General features: G+C 47.5%; 18 protein-coding genes. All 18 read left to right on the top strand.

The annotated features are described in order from the left end of the window. The first annotated feature begins 5 nt into the window (after nt 1–5). The 18 genes from AC6I2O_RS07570 (at nt 6) to AC6I2O_RS07485 (ending at nt 16,627) form a co-directional block, all read left to right on the top strand. On the top strand, nt 6–1,499 hold the full coding sequence (locus tag AC6I2O_RS07570; protein WP_497742284.1) for a phage portal protein: 1,494 nt from the start codon (nt 6–8) through the stop codon (nt 1,497–1,499). Between the two features lie 5 nt (nt 1,500–1,504). Further along, a complete protein-coding gene (locus AC6I2O_RS07565) occupies nt 1,505–2,725 on the top strand; it encodes a minor capsid protein (protein WP_497742283.1) in 1,221 nt (406 codons plus the stop codon). 78 nt (nt 2,726–2,803) lie between these two features. Then, entirely contained in the window at nt 2,804–3,076 is a 273-nt protein-coding gene (locus tag AC6I2O_RS07560; protein WP_172525478.1) for a DUF2829 domain-containing protein, read from the top strand. Nucleotides 3,077–3,228: 152 nt separating this feature from the next. After that, nucleotides 3,229–3,996 carry a DUF4355 domain-containing protein gene (locus AC6I2O_RS07555; protein ID WP_497742282.1) on the top strand — a complete coding sequence of 256 codons (768 nt, stop codon included), beginning with the start codon at nt 3,229–3,231 and terminating at the stop codon, nt 3,994–3,996. A 24-nt stretch (nt 3,997–4,020) separates the two neighbouring features. Further along, nucleotides 4,021–4,872: a phage major capsid protein gene (locus tag AC6I2O_RS07550; RefSeq protein WP_497742281.1), complete on the top strand. Its 852-nt coding sequence runs from the start codon at nt 4,021–4,023 to the stop codon at nt 4,870–4,872. Between the two features lie 16 nt (nt 4,873–4,888). Further along, nucleotides 4,889–5,386 carry a Rho termination factor N-terminal domain-containing protein gene (locus tag AC6I2O_RS07545; protein WP_497742280.1) on the top strand — a complete coding sequence of 166 codons (498 nt, stop codon included), beginning with the start codon at nt 4,889–4,891 and terminating at the stop codon, nt 5,384–5,386. Nucleotides 5,387–5,401: 15 nt separating this feature from the next. Next, nucleotides 5,402–5,758, top strand: coding sequence for a phage head-tail connector protein (locus AC6I2O_RS07540; RefSeq protein ID WP_497742279.1), 357 nt, complete (start codon nt 5,402–5,404; stop codon nt 5,756–5,758). Further along, a complete protein-coding gene (locus AC6I2O_RS07535; protein WP_497742278.1) occupies nt 5,712–6,017 on the top strand; it encodes a hypothetical protein in 306 nt (101 codons plus the stop codon). Before AC6I2O_RS07540 ends, AC6I2O_RS07535 begins: the two co-directional genes overlap by 47 nt. Continuing rightward, on the top strand, nt 6,017–6,514 hold the full coding sequence (locus tag AC6I2O_RS07530) for an HK97-gp10 family putative phage morphogenesis protein (RefSeq protein WP_497742277.1): 498 nt from the start codon (nt 6,017–6,019) through the stop codon (nt 6,512–6,514). The genes AC6I2O_RS07535 and AC6I2O_RS07530 overlap by 1 nt, the downstream gene beginning before the upstream one ends. Further along, nucleotides 6,511–6,870 carry a hypothetical protein gene (locus AC6I2O_RS07525; protein WP_120468711.1) on the top strand — a complete coding sequence of 120 codons (360 nt, stop codon included), beginning with the start codon at nt 6,511–6,513 and terminating at the stop codon, nt 6,868–6,870. Before AC6I2O_RS07530 ends, AC6I2O_RS07525 begins: the two co-directional genes overlap by 4 nt. 21 nt (nt 6,871–6,891) lie before the next feature. Then, nucleotides 6,892–7,305 (top strand): phage tail tube protein, encoded by a 414-nt coding sequence (locus AC6I2O_RS07520; RefSeq protein WP_120468713.1) that lies wholly within the window; start codon nt 6,892–6,894, stop codon nt 7,303–7,305. A 23-nt stretch (nt 7,306–7,328) separates the two neighbouring features. Beyond that, nucleotides 7,329–7,838 (top strand): DUF6096 family protein, encoded by a 510-nt coding sequence (locus AC6I2O_RS07515; protein ID WP_497742276.1) that lies wholly within the window; start codon nt 7,329–7,331, stop codon nt 7,836–7,838. A gap of 29 nt (nt 7,839–7,867) precedes the next feature. Further along, nucleotides 7,868–8,356, top strand: coding sequence for a hypothetical protein (locus AC6I2O_RS07510; protein ID WP_497742275.1), 489 nt, complete (start codon nt 7,868–7,870; stop codon nt 8,354–8,356). Next, complete coding sequence (locus AC6I2O_RS07505; RefSeq protein ID WP_497742274.1) at nt 8,280–12,254, top strand: phage tail protein; 3,975 nt, start codon at nt 8,280–8,282, stop codon at nt 12,252–12,254. The genes AC6I2O_RS07510 and AC6I2O_RS07505 overlap by 77 nt, the downstream gene beginning before the upstream one ends. 18 nt (nt 12,255–12,272) lie before the next feature. Next, complete coding sequence (locus AC6I2O_RS07500; RefSeq protein WP_497742273.1) at nt 12,273–12,644, top strand: DUF6711 family protein; 372 nt, start codon at nt 12,273–12,275, stop codon at nt 12,642–12,644. A gap of 10 nt (nt 12,645–12,654) precedes the next feature. Next, nucleotides 12,655–14,895 (top strand): hypothetical protein, encoded by a 2,241-nt coding sequence (locus AC6I2O_RS07495; protein ID WP_497742272.1) that lies wholly within the window; start codon nt 12,655–12,657, stop codon nt 14,893–14,895. Between the two features lies 1 nt (nt 14,896). Then, on the top strand, nt 14,897–15,658 hold the full coding sequence (locus AC6I2O_RS07490; RefSeq protein ID WP_497742271.1) for a hypothetical protein: 762 nt from the start codon (nt 14,897–14,899) through the stop codon (nt 15,656–15,658). Between the two features lie 9 nt (nt 15,659–15,667). Next, the gene (locus tag AC6I2O_RS07485; RefSeq protein WP_497742270.1) at nt 15,668–16,627 is read left to right on the top strand and encodes a DUF6273 domain-containing protein; all 960 of its coding nucleotides are present in this window, start codon (nt 15,668–15,670) and stop codon (nt 16,625–16,627) included. Nucleotides 16,628–16,680: the final 53 nt, after the last annotated feature.

Genomic DNA, 16,680 nt, shown 5'->3' with positions numbered 1-16,680 from the left:
GCAGAGTGGAGCGCTTTACATATCCGGCAGAACAATTTGACGAAAGAAACCTAAATAAAAGCATTATTCTCACGTTGGTAAAGAAGCATGAGGGCATGGTGGCCCGCCTGCTGAAAAATAAAAGGTATTATGATGGGCACCATAAAATTGAGGAGCGGAAGCGGGAGAAGGAGGCACCCAATAGCAAAGTAACATGCAACCATGCCAAAGATATTTCAGACACGGCCACGGGGTACTTCATGGGGAACCCGATCACATACTCAAACAGCGGGGAGCAGGACATTGATCCGCTACTCGTGGCATTTGACAATGCCAATGTGGATGACGTGGATGCCGATAATGCCCAGGATATGAGCATTTTTGGAGCGGCTTATGAGTATGTTTATGCAAAAGAAGGAGAGGCCACACCCGTTTCAAAGAATATCTCCCCATTATCAACCTTCATAGTGGTGGATGACACCATAGAGGAAAATGAGCTCTGCGGGGTGTACTACTACAAGAAAAAGAACTCTGTGCAGGATACATATACTTATGTGGCCACGGTGAGCACGGCCCATTATACCTATGTGCTGAATATCGTTGACAGCGGATCGGACATTTCCAGGCTTGTAACAGAGGAACCGACTGAGCATTATTTTGGTGAGCCTCAGATCATAGAGTATCTGAATAATAAAGAGGCCATCGGGGATTTTGAGCAGCAGATCCCATTGATAGACGCATACAACACGCTAATGAGTGACCGGATCAACGATAAAGAGCAATTCATTGATGCGGTGCTTGTGCTGTATGGGGCCATTATGGGGGATGATGAAGAGGAAACCGCTGAGGCGCAAAAGAAGCTGAGGGAGAATAAGCTCCTGGAACTGCCTGAGGACGCAAAAGCGGAATATCTGAGCAGGCAGATGGATGAAAACGGGGCAGAGGTGCTAAGGAAGGCCATAAAAGAAGATATTTACAATTTTTCACATGTGCCCAACTTCATGGATGAAAACTTTGCAGGGAATGTGAGCGGGGTGGCCATGGAGTATAAGCTCCTGGGCCTGGAAATGATTACGAAGGTAAAAGAGCGGCAATATAAAAAGGGCCTCAGGAAGAGGATCCGGTTATACTGCAATTTCCTCAGTATGAAAGCAATTCTCATGGAAGCAGGCTCCATCATGACAACATTCAGCCGGGCGCTTCCTAAAAACCTTTTGGAACTGGCTCAGATTGTGGCTAACCTGAAAGACAATGTATCAGCCGAAACATTGCTGAAGCTCCTGCCCTTTGTGGAAGATCCGGACTATGAGATCAAAGAGGTTGAAAAACAGAAGGCCGAAGAGCTGAAGCGGCAGCAGGATCTTTTTAGAATAGGAGCCAATGAGCCGCCCGAATTTGGAGAGGAAGAGGAGCCTGAGGAGGAAGAAACCGATCCGGATGGAGATTCTGAGGAGGAACCAAAGGAAGGGGCCGAGGAGGAAGAGGAGAAGCGGCAGCAGGCAGCAGGAAGCAAGGGGTGATCTGAGTGGGATATTGGGAAAACCGGCAGGCTCAAATGATGTATGAATACATGGAGGACGCTGAGGAGGTATCCAAGGAACTGGCAGATATATATGCAAAGGCTTCCAGACACCTGAATTATGAAATTGAGGAGATTTATAATAAATTCAAAACAAAGCATAATTTGACGGATGCGGAGGCAAAGCGGCTCCTTAACACATTGAGGAATAAAGCAGACATAGAAGAGCTGAAAAAGGCCCTTGCACAAGATCCAAAGAATGCAGATCTATTGGCAGAAATAGAAAGCGGAGCATACCGGGCCCGCATTGAGAGATTGGAGCAGCTTCAGACAGAAGTAGATCACATGATGCAGGAAGTATTTGAGCAGGAAAAGAAAGTAACAACTTCCCATTATGTTGACCTGGCCACAAATTCCTATTACCGGGAAATCTACAATGTGCAGAGAAGGGTTGGATTTCAATTCAGCTTTTCGGCGGTGGATCCCCAAGCGGTGGCCCTGCTCCTGGAATCAAAATGGAGTGGGGCAAATTATTCTCAAAGAATATGGAAAAATACCAAGGGAGTGGCCGCTGATTTGAAGGAGCAGATGCTCATTGGGCTCCTTACTGGAAAAGGTGAGGAGGAAATGGCCAGGGAGATCGCCAATAAGTATGCAGCGGGAGCCTTTGAGGCCCGGAGGCTTGTGAGAACTGAGAGCAATTTCATTTCAGGGCAGATGCAGCTTGCGGCATATAAGGAGTGTAAATCCGAAGAATATGATTTTGTTGCTACACTGGATTTGAGAACTTCAGAGATTTGCAGAGAACTGGATGGAAAAACATTCAAGATAAAAGACGCAAAACCGGGGGTAAATATGAACCCAATGCATCCATTTTGCAGATCAACTACAATGATTCATATGAATGACGAATTGAGAAAAAAGCTAAAAAGGGATGCATGGGATCCGGTAAAAGAGGAATGGAAAAAAGTACCGGCAACCATGAGCTATAAAGAGTGGTACAAAAAGAACATAGCAAACGATCCCAAAGCCCTGACAGCAGAAAAGAAGATAAAAAATTATTCTTCAGATAAAAAGCAATATGAAAGGTATCGGAGTGTTATTGGAAAGAAAGCAGGGAAAACCTTTGAAGATTTTCAGGAAATGAAATATAACAACCCTGAACAATGGGCAGATATTCAGACAAAATATAATGATACCAGGATGCAGGGGAAAGACAAAAAATAATATTTTAGGCAATGAAGAGCTTTGCAGAAATGCAGGGCTCTTTTTGTATACAAAAAAAGAAGAGAGGAGGATCTGAGTATGAATTTTGGAGAAGCATTGGATGCCTTAAAGGCAGGAAAGAAGCTGAGAAGGGCCGGGTGGAATGGCAAAGGTATGTTTGTAGTTTATCAAAAGGGCTATCCTCAGGGGATTCCATGCAATAAGCAGACAGCGGAAGCATGGGGAATGAATGAGGGAGATCTGTTTGTGTGCAATCCATACCTTCAGATCAGCAATGTGGATGGCTCTCATTCCATGTGGGTGCCTTCAATAGGAGATTGCCTGGCAGAGGATTGGGAAGTGGTGGTATAGGAAGGCGGTGATCCATTTATCTCCCAGGCCGAGGGTGAGAGGCGGGCCCGGTGCTGCCAAGGGCTGAAAATAAGAGGCAGGCAAAACCAAAATAATGAATCTGTGGGGCCTGAAAAAGGAAATGCAGGGGCATATAGGAGGAAAAGAAAAGCATGAAGTTTATGAATAACCATTATGGAGTAAGCAGGATTTTTGGCCGGGCGCATTGTGCTATGCCCATGAATTTACAGTTTTTTGCAGAGCCGGATGGCGGTGCAGGAGGCGGTGCCGGTGGGGCCGGAGGTGGAGGAGCCTCAGGAAATGCCGGAGGAACCGGTGGAGAGCAGGGGGCAGCAGGCGGCCAGGAAGGCGCTGAAGGAGCAGGCGGGGCAGCAGGAGCAGATACTCCTCTCAGTTTTGACGATTTTTTAAAGGATCCGAAAAATCAGGCAGAATTTGATCGGAGAGTAGGCAAGGCCCTGGAAACAAGCAGGAGCAAAATGCAGGCTGAGATCAATACCAAGGTGCAGGAAGCTGTAACCGAGGCAGAGAGATTGGCCAAAATGAACGCTGAGCAGAAAGCACAATATGAGCGGGAGAAGAAAGAGAAGGAGATTGCTGACAGAGAAGCGGCCATCACCAAGAGAGAGCTCATGGCAACGGCAAAGGAGCAGCTTGCAGAGAAGGGGCTCCCCATTTCCCTGGCCGATGTGCTGAATTATGCAAGTGCTGAGGAATGCAGCGCCTCAATAGAGGCTGTGGGCAAAGCATTCCAGGAAGCAGTTGAGAAGGCGGTGAATGACCGTCTGAGCGGCGGGAAGCCGCCGAAAAAAGCCGGAGATAAGGCCGCATATACCATGGAGCAGATAAAGAACATGAGCACCGCTGAAATAAATCAGAATTGGGAAGCTGTGCAGGCGGCCATGCAGGCAGGAAAATAAGACGATTAAAGGAGGAAAGAAAAAATGTCAGTTGCAAATTTTATCCCCACAATTTGGAGCGCCAGGCTTTTGGCACACCTTGACAAGGCACATGTTTATGCCGCCCTGGTAAACCGGGATTATGAGGGGGAAATCAAAAACTATGGTGATACCGTAAAGATCAATCAGATCGGGGATGTCACCATTAAAGACTATACAAAAGGGAAGGATATTGACGATCCGGAGGAGCTGAGCGGCGATCAGAACACCCTCACCATTGATCAGGCAAAATATTTCAACTTTTCCATTGATGATGTGGATGCCGCCCAGGTAAACCCTAAGCTCATGGATGCGGCCATGCAGCGCTCAGCATATGCCATGAACGATACAACGGATCTTTTCCTGGCAAACCTTTTGTATTTGGGAGCTGAGAACAATGGCACGAACCTGGGAACGGATGCAGCGCCGATTGTACCGGCCAAAGATAATGCCTATGATTACCTGGTGGATCTTTCCACGGATTTGACAGAAAAGAACGTGCCCACGATTGGGAGATGGGCGGTTATTCCGGCATGGTATCACGGCCTTTTGCTGAAAGATAGCAGATTTGTGGGAAATGGTACAGATTACAACAAGGCACTCATTGAAGGCGGTGAGATTGGTGTGGCAGCGGGATTCAGAATTTGGCTCTCCAACAATGTGCCGAATACTGAGGGGGAGAAGTACAAGATCATTGCCGGAACCAATGCGGCAGGCTCCTATGCTGAGCAGATTCTCAAAACTGAGGCATACCGGCCTGAAAAGAGATTCTCCGACGCTGTGAAGGGCCTGCATGTGTATGGTGCCAAGGTATTGCAGCCCAAGTGTATCTCTGTATTGACAGCAAATAAGAACTAAGGAAGGAGGGCCAACAATGTTCATCTATAACAAGAAAAACGGAAACATTCAGGAGTGCCATAATGCGGATGCCATTAAGGTATGCCGGAAAGATACAGATCATTATTTGGTAGCAGCAACCAGGGAGGAGCTTGAAGGGAAGGCGGCAAATAAGCCTCAGGAGGAACCCAAAAAGCCGGAGGCGGGGGAAAATACCAAAGAACCCGAAAAAGCCGCTCCTGAGGGCGCTGAGAAGCTCACAGAGGGAAATGGAGAGCAGCAGGCAGCAGGAGGAAACGCTGAAGGCGGTGAGAAACAGCAGGAGGAAACCGGTGAAGGCAGCGGGAAACCGGAAGAGGGAGCCGGAGAAGAGAAAACTGGCAATGATCCTCTGAATGGTGCCGGTGATGAACGTCTTGCAGAGCTGAATGGGAAAAAGGTGGCTGAGCTGAGGGAGATTGCCAAAGGAATGGGGATCCAGGGGTATGCAAACATGAATAAGGATACCCTGGTGGCCATGATTATGAACCATTAAGCGGGAGGCGATATTGTGACAGATGTGGAAATGCTCAAAAAGATAACGGGAGAGGGGGATGAAGAGCTCCTCTCCCTTTTGCTGTCCATGGCAGAGGAAAAGGTGCTCTCCCTGGCAAACCGGAGAAAAATGATCTATCCGCTGAAGCCTGCGGTGAGAGAATGGGCCACTGTGGCCTATAACCGTATGGGAATGCAGGGAGAAACAAGCCGGAGCGAAGGCGGGATCTCTTCAGCATTTGCAGAGATTCCAAAAGATATTGAAACCGTGATCAAACGGTACAGATTAGGGAGGATCGGCGGCCATGCGTATGAGAAGGAGCCTGATGAAGAGTTACCACCTGAGAAGGAGGAAAACGGGGAAGGACAGTGAGGGCGGCTCCATTGTGAGGTATGAGGAAGCGGTGGAGATCAAGGCAACCATATGGCCTGCGGGAGGCAAGGTGCAGGCAGAAATGTATGGAGAGAGGCTCTCCTATATCAAAAATATGGAATATGGGGGAGTTGAGGCCATGCAGGAAGGCGATGGCATCTGTGTGTTTGTGGGGCCGGAGGCTCAGCCGGATTATAAAATCATTTCCATAAAACCGGAGTACAGCCCAAAGGCGATGGAGTTGGAGAGGATAATATAATGGCAGTAAACGGTGTGCAGAGCTTAATGGGAAAGATTAAGAGGATGCAGAATATTGAACCCACAATAATGGCCTCAATGCGTGATCAGACAGAATTAGTAAGAGGTGCGGCGGTGCTGAATGTTCCCACTTATACCGGCCCCTGGCCATTTGTGCCGAGAGGGGAGCTAAAGAGAAGCATTCACACAATGGTAAAGAAAGAAGAGGGCTCCATTATCGGATGTGTTTATTCTAATGCGAAACATGCCGTTTTTGTGGAGTTTGGCACCGGTCCGGTTGGAGAATCAAACCATGCAGGAACTTCACCCAACGTAAATGTGACACATGTACAAGAAGGATGGGTGTGGCAGGATCCTGAAGGAGATTTTCATTATACGGAAGGACAACCGGCGCATCCGTTCATGTATCCTGCATTGAAGAATTTGGAGGATACGGTTACTGAGAACATAGGCAAAGATGTGAAGGGCTATATGAGAGAGGTTGGTGGAAATCAATGATCAATGTGAAAGATCAGGTATACGGGGCGATCCAGGGCATTACAGAGAATGTGAGCGATACATACCCAAAAGAGTGGGCTGTGCTTCCTGCTATCCAGTACACTGAGGAGGATAATTCTGTGGTGGAATGGGTGGATAACAAGGAAAGCAAGGCCCATCTTCTCTATAAGGTGGATATTTGGAACAATGCAAGCACCTCAGAGGTAACTATGAAGGTGGATGCTGCCATATCTGCCCTGGGATTGAAGCGCATTGCATGTGGTGATGTTGCGGATCCGTCCGGCCTGAAGCATAAGGTTATGCGGTATGAGGGCATTATTGATGTGGATACCGAAAGAGTATACAACAATTATTAAAGCAAGGAGGTAAAGAGAAACATGTTAGCGAATGGTGCAACACTGGGATACAGAAAAAAGGGCTCCACTGAGGAGTATAAGAACCTTACCGGCCTGAAGGAGATCCCTGAATTGGGTGACGATCCGGAAAAGGTGGAGAATACCGGCCTGGCCGATAAGGTGAAGCAGTATGAATTTGGTATTGGGGATGCGGGTGATCTTACTTATAAATTCAAGTATGAGAACACTTCAGAAGATTCCCCGTACAGAGTAATGAGAAAAGCGGGAGCCACAAAGGAGGTACTCTCTTTCTGTGAGGAGCTGCCCGATGGCACCCGGTACGAATACGATGCCCAGGTATCTGTAAAGAGATCGGGCGGTGGTGTGAATGGTGTAATGGAGTGGGATCTCAATATGGCCCTTCAGAGTGAGATTGTAACAACGGATCCGGCATAAAAAGCATATAGGAGGATAAGAAAATGGGATTGTTTGGAAATAACAAGGATGAAGCAATGGCGGCAGCAGTAGAGGCAGCGAATAAGGGAGAAGCTGAGGAAACCAAGAAGGAGCAGCAGGAAGCAGGAGCGGCAGAGGAGAACAAAGTGATCGAAATGCCCAAAAGAAAGCCTTTTGCATTGTGGGAGGTAGGAGGGCAGAGCTATAAGCTGAAGCTGAAAACCTCTGCTATTGTGGAGCTTGAAAGCAAGTATAAAACCAACTTAATGAATATCATGGGATCCGGCCAGGGCGGTATGCCTGCCCTCTCTGTAATGTTGGATGTGGCCCATGCTGCAATGAAGGACTGGAACCACGGGATCACCAAAAACGGGGTAATGGATATTTTCAATAGATACATTGAGGAGGGAGGCTCTCAGTTGTCGTTTTACATGACTGTATACATGGAGATTTTCACAGTGAGCGGTTTTTTCTCTGTAAACCTGAGCAATCAGATGGGGGAGGCCCTTCAGGAAGCGCAGGAAACCATGTAAAAGAGCCTGAATCAGTATCAGAGGCAATAATGGGGCTGTATCCGGTATTTTTAGATGCCGGGTATGGCCCTGAATATTTTTGGGAGCTGAGTTTTGGAGAGGTGAGCGATCTCCTGGAAAGCTATGCCAGGAGGAAAGAGCACGAACAGAAGAAACGGGAGGCAGAACTGAAGGATCAGATCATGCTCCTCTTCAACCAGGCCCTTCAGATCGGCAATGTGGTTGGGAGGCTCATGGATAACAAGGTGGCCATCCGGCTCCCGAAAGAGTATTACCCGGAACTATTTGGAAATGAGGAGGAAAAGAAAAATTTCACCGAGCAGGAAGATGCAGGGGATAAGCGCAAACTGAGCCCGGAAATGGAGTTACACAAGGCAAGAATGGATGACTTTATCTTCAGGCACAACATGGCCATGAGGGAACGATTGGCCAGGGAGCGAGGTGAAGAGAACAGTGGAAGGAATGACACTGGAACGGCTGCAAGTAATCATAGAGGCACAGACACGGGCCTATTATGAGGAGCTGCAAAAGGTACAGCAGCAGACCAAAAAAGCAACCAGTGCAGTTGAAAAGCAAACAGAAAAAATAAAGAGTGCATTTGGCAAAATTGGGAAGGCGGTGGCGGTTGCCTTTTCTGTGACAGCGCTCATTAGTTTTGGAAAGAGCTGCATTGAGTTGGGCTCTGACCTGGCAGAGGTGCAGAATGTGGTGGATGTCACATTCGGAGCAATGTCTGAAACTATAAACCATTTTGCCAGGGATGCACTTGAGCAATTTGGCCTATCTGAAACAAGCGCCAAGAAGTACACCTCTACATTGGGGGCCATGCTGAAATCTATGGGGATAGCCACAGACCAGGCGGCAGAAATGTCTATGGAAATGGCGGGGCTTGCGGCAGATATGGCCTCTTTTTATAACCTGGAAACGGATGCGGCATTTGAGAAAATCCGATCCGGAATATCAGGAGAAACCGAACCTCTGAAACAGTTGGGGATCAATCTGTCTGTGGCAAACCTGGAAGCCTATGCCCTGAGCCAGGGCATGACGAAGGCTTATAGCGCAATGTCACAGCAGGAGCAGGCGATCCTCAGGTATAACTATCTTTTATCAGTGACAGCAGATGCACAAGGCGATTTTGCCCGCACCTCAGACGGGTGGGCTAACCAGGTGCGGATCCTCACTGAGAGATTTAATGCACTGAAGGCGGCCATTGGGCAGGGCCTCATTGCTGTATTGACACCGGTGATCCGGGTGCTTAATCAGCTATTGGCCAAAATATTGACAGTAACCGATGCCTTCAGCAATTTCATAGCGAAGATCACCGGAAAGAATACCAAAACCACAACCTCAGTGAATGAAATGGGAGGGGCCCTGGATTCAGCAACGGATTCAGCGGGAAGCCTCTCAGGGGCCACGGATAAGGCGGGGAAATCAGCAAAGAAGGCAGAGGAGGCTTTTCATGGCCTTGCTTCCTTTGATGAAATTCACAGCCTCACAAAGGCAGCAGAGGACAGTGGAAGCGGCGGATCCGGGGGAGGCGGTGGAGGAGCTTCAGGAGGAGCGCTCTCTGAGAGTATTGTGGATGCAGCAGACGAAGCAGACGCAACACTAAACCCGGTACTGGAAAAGATTTGGAACCGGCTGAAGGAGCTTGCTGAGCTCTTTAAGAACGGATTTAAGGCAGGCCTGGGGGATGTAACCCTGGAGCCTTTAAAGCAGGCTATTGAGGGAATTAAGAAGAGCCTGAAGGAGATTTGGACGGATCCCGCCGTATTGCAGGCGGCCAATAACTTCCTGGATACCTGGGCCTATTCTTTAGGGCAGCAGGCAGGAGCGGCGGCAAGCATAGGGATCACAATAGCCACAAACCTATTAGGCGGCCTGAATAAGTACCTGGATCAGAACAAAGAGCGGATCAAGCAGCACATTGTTAGCATGTTTGATATAAGCTCAGAAATCGTGAAGATGCAGGGGGATTTTGCCCAGGCGGCGGCCAATATCTTCTCTGTATTTGGAGGAGAGAACGGGCAGCAGGTAACGGCCAACATAATAGGGATTTTTGCCAATGCGGCTATGGGTGCAGCCGAGATCGGGGCTAAGCTGTACCGGGATATAACAGATATAATTACAAGGCCCTTTATAGATAATCAGGATAAGTTTAAAACAGCCCTGGATGGCACCCTGGGAGTGTTGAGCGGCTTTTTGGGAAATATCAAGCAAGTGGTGGATGACACCTTCAGCAAGGCTAATGAGGTGTATGATCAGCATTTGGCTCCCATGTTCAGCTCACTGGCAGCAGGGCTCAGCAGCATAACCGGGAAATTACTGGATGCCTATAACTCATATATTCTCCCGGTACTGGAAGGCCTTCAGGCGAAGGTGAAGCCGCTGATTGATGAACACATACAGCCCGCAATTAACAAGGGCCTGGAACTGATCGGAAAGATAGCGGATGCAATAAAGGATATTTGGGAGCAGACGCTTCAGCCATTCATTGAGTGGTTTATTGCCACGGTGGCCCCGTACATAGCGGCGGCCCTGGATACGGTGGGAAGCGTTTTCCTGACAGTGGCCGGTGTGGTTGCTGATGTGATCGGGAATATATTTGACGCATTGGGCGGCCTGATTGATTTTATAGCCGGAGTGTTTACTGGTGACTGGCAGAGGGCATGGGAAGGAATTAAAACCTTTTTCTCTGCAATATGGGATGCCATAAAGAATATAGTGAGCGCTGTGTGGAGTGCGATCAAGGCCATTATTTCCACGGCCCTGGGAGTAATCTCTTCAGTTATTAGTGCGGTGCTGAACACAATCAAAACCATTTTTTCAACCATTTGGGAGGCGATCAAAACTCTCATAAATACAGTGTGGAATGCCATAAAAAGCATAATCAGCACCACAATCAACACGATAAGCACGATCATAAGCACTGTACTGAATGCGATAAAAACAACCTTCAGCACGATTTTTGAGAGTATAAAGAATACAGTAACAACAATTTTTAATGCAATCAAAACCTTCATAACTACAACAATCAATACCATAAGCACCACACTCAGCACTGTGTTGAATATCATCAAGACTACCTTCAGCACAATACTGGAAAACATAAAAAATACAGTTACAACCGTATTCAATGCAATCAAGGCCTTCATAACCACAACCATAAACACAATAAGCACCACAATAAGCACCGTACTGAATGCGATCAAGACTACATTCAGCACGATACTGGAAAGTATAAAAAATACAGTTACAACGGTTTTCAATGCCATAAAGAGCACGATCACCACAATCATAAATGCGGTGAGCACTACGATCAGCACTGTGCTGAATAGTATCAAAACCACTTTTAGCACAATCCTGAATAGCATCAAAACAACCGTAAATACCATTTTCAATGCCATAAAGAGCACGATCACCACAATCATAAATGCGGTGAGCACTACGATCAGCACTGTGCTGAATAGTATCAAAACCACTTTTAGCACAATCCTGAATAGCATCAAAACAACCGTAAATACCATTTTCAATGCCATAAAGAGCACGATCACCACAATCATAAATGCGGTGAGCACTACGATCAGCACTGTGCTGAATAGTATCAAAACCACTTTTAGCACAATCCTGAATAGCATCAAAACAACCGTAAATACCATTTTCAATGCCATAAAGAGCACGATCACCACAATCATAAATGCGGTGAGCACTACGATCAGCACTGTGCTGAATAGTATCAAAACCACTTTTAGCACAATCCTGAATAGCATCAAAACAACCGTAAATACCATTTTCAATGCTATAAAGAGCACGATCACCACGATAATGGGAACGATTCAGAGCGGAATAAGCACAGCCCTGAGCAGTATTAAAACAACGTGGAGTAATATGTGGGAGAGCATGAAAACCACGGTGATCAATATCTTCAATGGAATTTGGAGCGCTATAAAAGGGGTGATAAATTCCATAATTGGAGGAATTGAGAAGATGGCCAACGGTGTGATCAATGGTATTAACGGAATGATCCGGGCGCTGAATAAGCTGAGCTTTGATGTGCCGGATTGGGTGCCGGAGATAGGCGGGAAAACATTTGGCTTTAATATCTCCACAATAGGCAATATTTCAATACCAAGGCTTGCAAAGGGCGGTGTGGTAGACCAGGCCACTATTGCAATGATAGGAGAGGCCGGGCAGGAGGCGGTTGTGCCGCTTGAAAACAACACCGGATGGATGGATAAGGTGGCGGCCAGGATTGGGGAAATTATCTCAATGAATCTCCGGGCCATTATCGGAGAAATGGATGGCGGTGAGGAGTGGCAGACTATTCACACAACTGTACTGCTTGACAGCAAAACCCTGGTGGAGCAAACAGACAAATACAGACGGAGAAAAGGCTATCAGATGGCCAACGCATAAGGGAGGAGGGAGAAACACATGGCGGCAAAATATCACAATATTCTGATCGTGGGTGGAGTAACTCTCCCCGATCCTTCAGAAATGATTATCTCTGACTATGATATATCGGAGAGTGAGAGAAATGCCAACGGGAAAATGGTATCTCAGATCATAAGGGAGGATGTACATAAAATAGAGTGCAAGTGGTATGTGCTCAGGCCGGATGAATACATGGTGATAAGGCAGGCAATAAAGAAAAAGTTTGGCCTGAGCGTGAATTTCTTCATACCGGATCAGAATGCCGGAGGAAGTTTGGAAATGTATGCCGGTGATAGAAAAACACCCATTTACACCTATGAGGAAGGGAGGCCGGTATATAAAGATTTTACAGTAAATCTAATTGAAATGTAGGTGATGCAGTATGCAGTATGTAAGTACCGAGTATAAGGAGGCCATGAAGCAGGCGGCCCGGAATAAATCATATATGAGGATCAGCCTGGGCCTGATAAATCAGGCGGCCCAAACGGCGGCAGAGGTGCAGAATGTGGGCTATACCTATTTTTCCGATCTCATTAAGCCGCTGAGCACGGAAACAGTAAATAAAATATATGCAACCTATGAGAATGATTTTTCAAAGGTTGATCGCTCCATGTACTTCCTTCCCAGGAAGGGGCCGGGAAAGAGCTTTTATAATGCCGGTATGGTAACGGAGGCATTATGTGGCCAGGGGCAGCAGCCGGTGGTTGTGATCCGGTTCAACACGGCGGATCCGGTGGATATAAAAGGCCTCACCCTGGAATTGGGGGAGGCATACCCGGTGAAGCTGACAGTGGAAACGGATGAGGGCATTTTTAACTATGAGAACGATTCACCCACATTCAAGACAGAGGACACCTTCAACAACACCACATTTATGAAAATATATCCAACGGAAATGAAGAACGGGATCGCCCGGTTCCGGATCTTAAATATCGTATTTGGGATCGGTATCACGTTTGACAACGAGAAAATTGTGAGCGCTGAAATGAAGAGCCACATTTCTCCCATATCGGAGAGCCTGCCAAGCGTTGACTTTAATGTGACCATAGAAAACATGGATAAATATTATAATGTGGATAATGATGACAGCGCCATAAATTACATGGAAACGGGCCAGGAAATGGCCGTATATTATGGCTATACCCTGAATGATGGCAGCATTGAGTGGGTAAAGGGAGGCACTCTCTTCATGCAGGAGTGGAGTGCCGATGATAAACTGGCAAAGTTTGGCGCTGTGGATATTTTTGAGTATATGAATGACGAATACAAAAGGGGAGAGTACCGGCCTGAAGGTATCTCCCTTTTTGATTTGGCGGTGGATGTGTTTGAGGATGCGGGAGTGCTCCCGGAGGGGTACTGGATCGATCCGTATCTGAAAAAGGTTATAGTATACAATCCGCTGCCCATGGTGAAACACAAGGAATGCCTTCAGCTCATTGCCAATGCCGGGAGAAGCGTGGTAATGCAGAACCGGGATGGAATTATCATGCTGAAGTCCTCTTTTGAACCGGAGAAGGAGGTGGCGGCAAACCAGGTGGCAGAGTATGGCAGTATAGAGTGCCTGCTGAAGGAACGGCCATATTCTGAATATGCAGCATTTGAAGAGAATTATTCCCAGGTGGGCGGGAAGCAGTATTTTATGCCCAGGGGGAAGAATTTCATGGAAGTGGGTTATGTGAGCGAATCCATAAGCAATGAGGAGGGATATTTTGAGGAGAACCCGGTGATCACCCTCACCATGGAAAGTGCATACACCTTTTACAATTTAACTCTGCTTTTCGGCAGCATTCAGCCGGTGGACTTCATGATCACCACATTCAACGATGGGAAGCGCCTGAAGCGGTTCAAAAGTAAGAGTATAACGGAAAAAACCATAGTTTACTATGATTTTATAGACACCGACAAAATAGAGATCGAATTTACCAGGGCAAAGCCGCACAACCGGATCCATTTGAAGCAGATTCTTTTTGGAAGTCAAACAGATTATAGGCTCACTTATGACGATCTAACGGCCACACCAAACGGCACCAAACTGGAAAAGGTGAAGGAGCTGAGGGTGATCCGGACAATCTACACAAGAGGCACGGAGCTGAAGGATCTCACAACGGAAGAAACCATATTGGCAGCAGGAGAAGCGAGGGAATTTGAAATAAATTTCGGTAATGCGGTGCATAACCTCTCAGCGGTGTGCATGATAAATGATATTCTTCAGGATTTTGGGGCCGTGGTGGCAGAAAGCAGCTCCTACTGGTGCAAAGTGAGGATCACAAAGCCGCCCGCAAAGGATACCAAGACGGTGATCACGGTGAGGGGGTATGAGTACAATATCACCACTTCTCAGGAAACCACAAAGCTGAATAACAGCGGCAGCATTCAAACCTGGAATAATCCGCTCATAAGCTCAGCGGAGGACGCTAAGAACCTGGTGGAATGGGTGGGGGCCTACTATAAGGGCGGCAATCAGTATGAATTGAAGTACCGGGGAGATCCGATCCTGGATACGAATGATCTTGCATACCTAGAAAGCCGGTATGTAGAGAATTTAATGATAAGGCTTGAAGATGTAGGCCTGAACTATTCCGGGGCCCTGAGCGGTACACTGGTGGCAAGGAGGCATGTGTGAAATGGAATGGATAACACCTAAAACAGACTGGATGGCCCGGCAGGATGAAGCCGGGAACTATGCCGGGGATTATTTCAACACCGTGGACTTTAACCGGATAAAGAATAATATTGAATTTTTGGGGGCTGTGGCCCGTGAGTTTTGGCCGGTATTTGTGAGGGCAATGCCGGATCGGAAATATGAGGAATACCCTTTTGCTGATGAAATAAACACTCTTTCAGATAATTTGGAGGCGATCAATGCCTTTGTAAATTGTGAGATAGGCCAAAAGACGGTATATGAGGAAAACGGTGCATTTATTGGCTATGACGATCTGAACCGGATAGAATCGGCCTGTCTGAAGCTGTATGAGGTTATGTGGAACCTCTACACACAGCCAGTAAAGCTCCCGTTTCGTTTGGGAGCCTTTTATTATCCCTTAAAAAATCCAAGGATACCACGGCCAAAAGAGCCGGAGCGGCTCAGGCTTCCTTTTGGATTGGGCACAAGGTTGGGCGGGGCATATTATCCATTCAAGGCCCCTTCAGCATATGAAGAGCCTCAGGTGGTAACAGAATTGAGGAGGCTTCCCTTCAGGTTGGGCGCTCAGTATTTCCCGCTGAAGGATCCGGAGATACCACGGGAGGAAGTAAAAGAAATCAGAGAGAGGAGGTTGCCTTTAATTACGGGCCGTGAGTATTTCCCATTTGGGAATCCACGGGAACCGAAAAGAAAAAGAACGCTGCCCAGGAGATTGGGCGGCAATCATTTATTTAACGAATAGGAGGGCATTATGTCAGTATTAAAAACAGATTATGTGGATGACGTGATCAACAAAGAGCTTGCGGCAGATCGTAAGTTTGGAGAGGTGCTGAATGAGGATGGCACTAAGAGCTATAATGACGTAACACCGTACACCCAGGAAGGGGATGAATATGGTGCAAAGCAGATCAATTTTGAGAATAAGCATACCAATTATGCCATAGAGGCAGCAGATCGCACCTATGAGGGCCGGGATCTTACAGTAGAATTTGCTGAGGAGATTGCCGGTTTTTCTGATCCGTGGCGGTGGATTAAAACCAGGCTTGCGGCCCATAACATTGATGGCCTGCATGTAGAGGACTATATTCCCATTTACATGGGGAATTATCTGATCAAAATGCAGATTGCCGGTATAAATACATATACACGGTGCTGTGATCAGGAGGTGGGGTGGCATATTGATTGGATCTCAAAAGATTGTTACCCGGATACGGTGCAATGGTTCACTTCCAACGATAACAACGGAACCTCAGCGGATCCATATCCCTATAACAAGTCAACCGTGAAGAGCTTCCTGGCCGGATTAGAGGCAAAGCTCCCGGCAGAGGTGCGGGCGGTTATCAGCTCCAAGAGGTTCCTTTTAGAGCAGAGATATTCCGCATCCGGTAAACTCACAGATTCAACCTCATGGGGGTGGCAGGATTTAGGGAAGCTGTGGATCCCGTCTGAGTATGAAGTGTTTGGCTCCTGCGTATGGGCAACGGCTCCATGGGGTGCGGGCCAGTCCGTTCAGTATCCGATTTTTGCGAACAGCTTTAAAAACCGGATCAAGGGGGCCGGTGACGAAGGAAGCCGGGCCAGCTGGTGGCTGCTGTCTGTGTGTGCGGGCCTTTCTACCCATGCCTGCAATGTCGACAACAGTGGCTATGCCAACTCCGCGAGCTGCTCCCACGCTTATCGGGTGCCCGTCTGCTTCCGAATCACGGAATAATCATGGATCAATCACGCCCCCTTCCCAGGGGCGGGGTATAATTTGCGAAAGTG

This window comes from Blautia sp. St.27G3 (assembly GCF_059728505.1).
This window is presented reverse-complemented; position numbering and strand designations above follow the sequence as displayed.

Excerpts from the sequence above, each read along its gene's own strand:
- AC6I2O_RS07560 (WP_172525478.1), top strand. The coding sequence starts at position 2,804 with ATGAATTTTGGAGAAGCATTGGATGCCTTAAAGGCAGGAAAGAAGCTG.
- AC6I2O_RS07555 (WP_497742282.1), top strand. The coding sequence starts at position 3,229 with ATGAAGTTTATGAATAACCATTATGGAGTAAGCAGGATTTTTGGCCGG.
- AC6I2O_RS07550 (WP_497742281.1), top strand. The coding sequence starts at position 4,021 with ATGTCAGTTGCAAATTTTATCCCCACAATTTGGAGCGCCAGGCTTTTG.
- AC6I2O_RS07545 (WP_497742280.1), top strand. The coding sequence starts at position 4,889 with ATGTTCATCTATAACAAGAAAAACGGAAACATTCAGGAGTGCCATAAT.
- AC6I2O_RS07535 (WP_497742278.1), top strand. The coding sequence starts at position 5,712 with ATGAAGAGTTACCACCTGAGAAGGAGGAAAACGGGGAAGGACAGTGAG.
- AC6I2O_RS07530 (WP_497742277.1), top strand. The coding sequence starts at position 6,017 with ATGGCAGTAAACGGTGTGCAGAGCTTAATGGGAAAGATTAAGAGGATG.
- AC6I2O_RS07525 (WP_120468711.1), top strand. The coding sequence starts at position 6,511 with ATGATCAATGTGAAAGATCAGGTATACGGGGCGATCCAGGGCATTACA.
- AC6I2O_RS07520 (WP_120468713.1), top strand. The coding sequence starts at position 6,892 with ATGTTAGCGAATGGTGCAACACTGGGATACAGAAAAAAGGGCTCCACT.
- AC6I2O_RS07515 (WP_497742276.1), top strand. The coding sequence starts at position 7,329 with ATGGGATTGTTTGGAAATAACAAGGATGAAGCAATGGCGGCAGCAGTA.
- AC6I2O_RS07510 (WP_497742275.1), top strand. The coding sequence starts at position 7,868 with ATGGGGCTGTATCCGGTATTTTTAGATGCCGGGTATGGCCCTGAATAT.
- AC6I2O_RS07500 (WP_497742273.1), top strand. The coding sequence starts at position 12,273 with ATGGCGGCAAAATATCACAATATTCTGATCGTGGGTGGAGTAACTCTC.
- AC6I2O_RS07495 (WP_497742272.1), top strand. The coding sequence starts at position 12,655 with ATGCAGTATGTAAGTACCGAGTATAAGGAGGCCATGAAGCAGGCGGCC.
- AC6I2O_RS07490 (WP_497742271.1), top strand. The coding sequence starts at position 14,897 with ATGGAATGGATAACACCTAAAACAGACTGGATGGCCCGGCAGGATGAA.
- AC6I2O_RS07485 (WP_497742270.1), top strand. The coding sequence starts at position 15,668 with ATGTCAGTATTAAAAACAGATTATGTGGATGACGTGATCAACAAAGAG.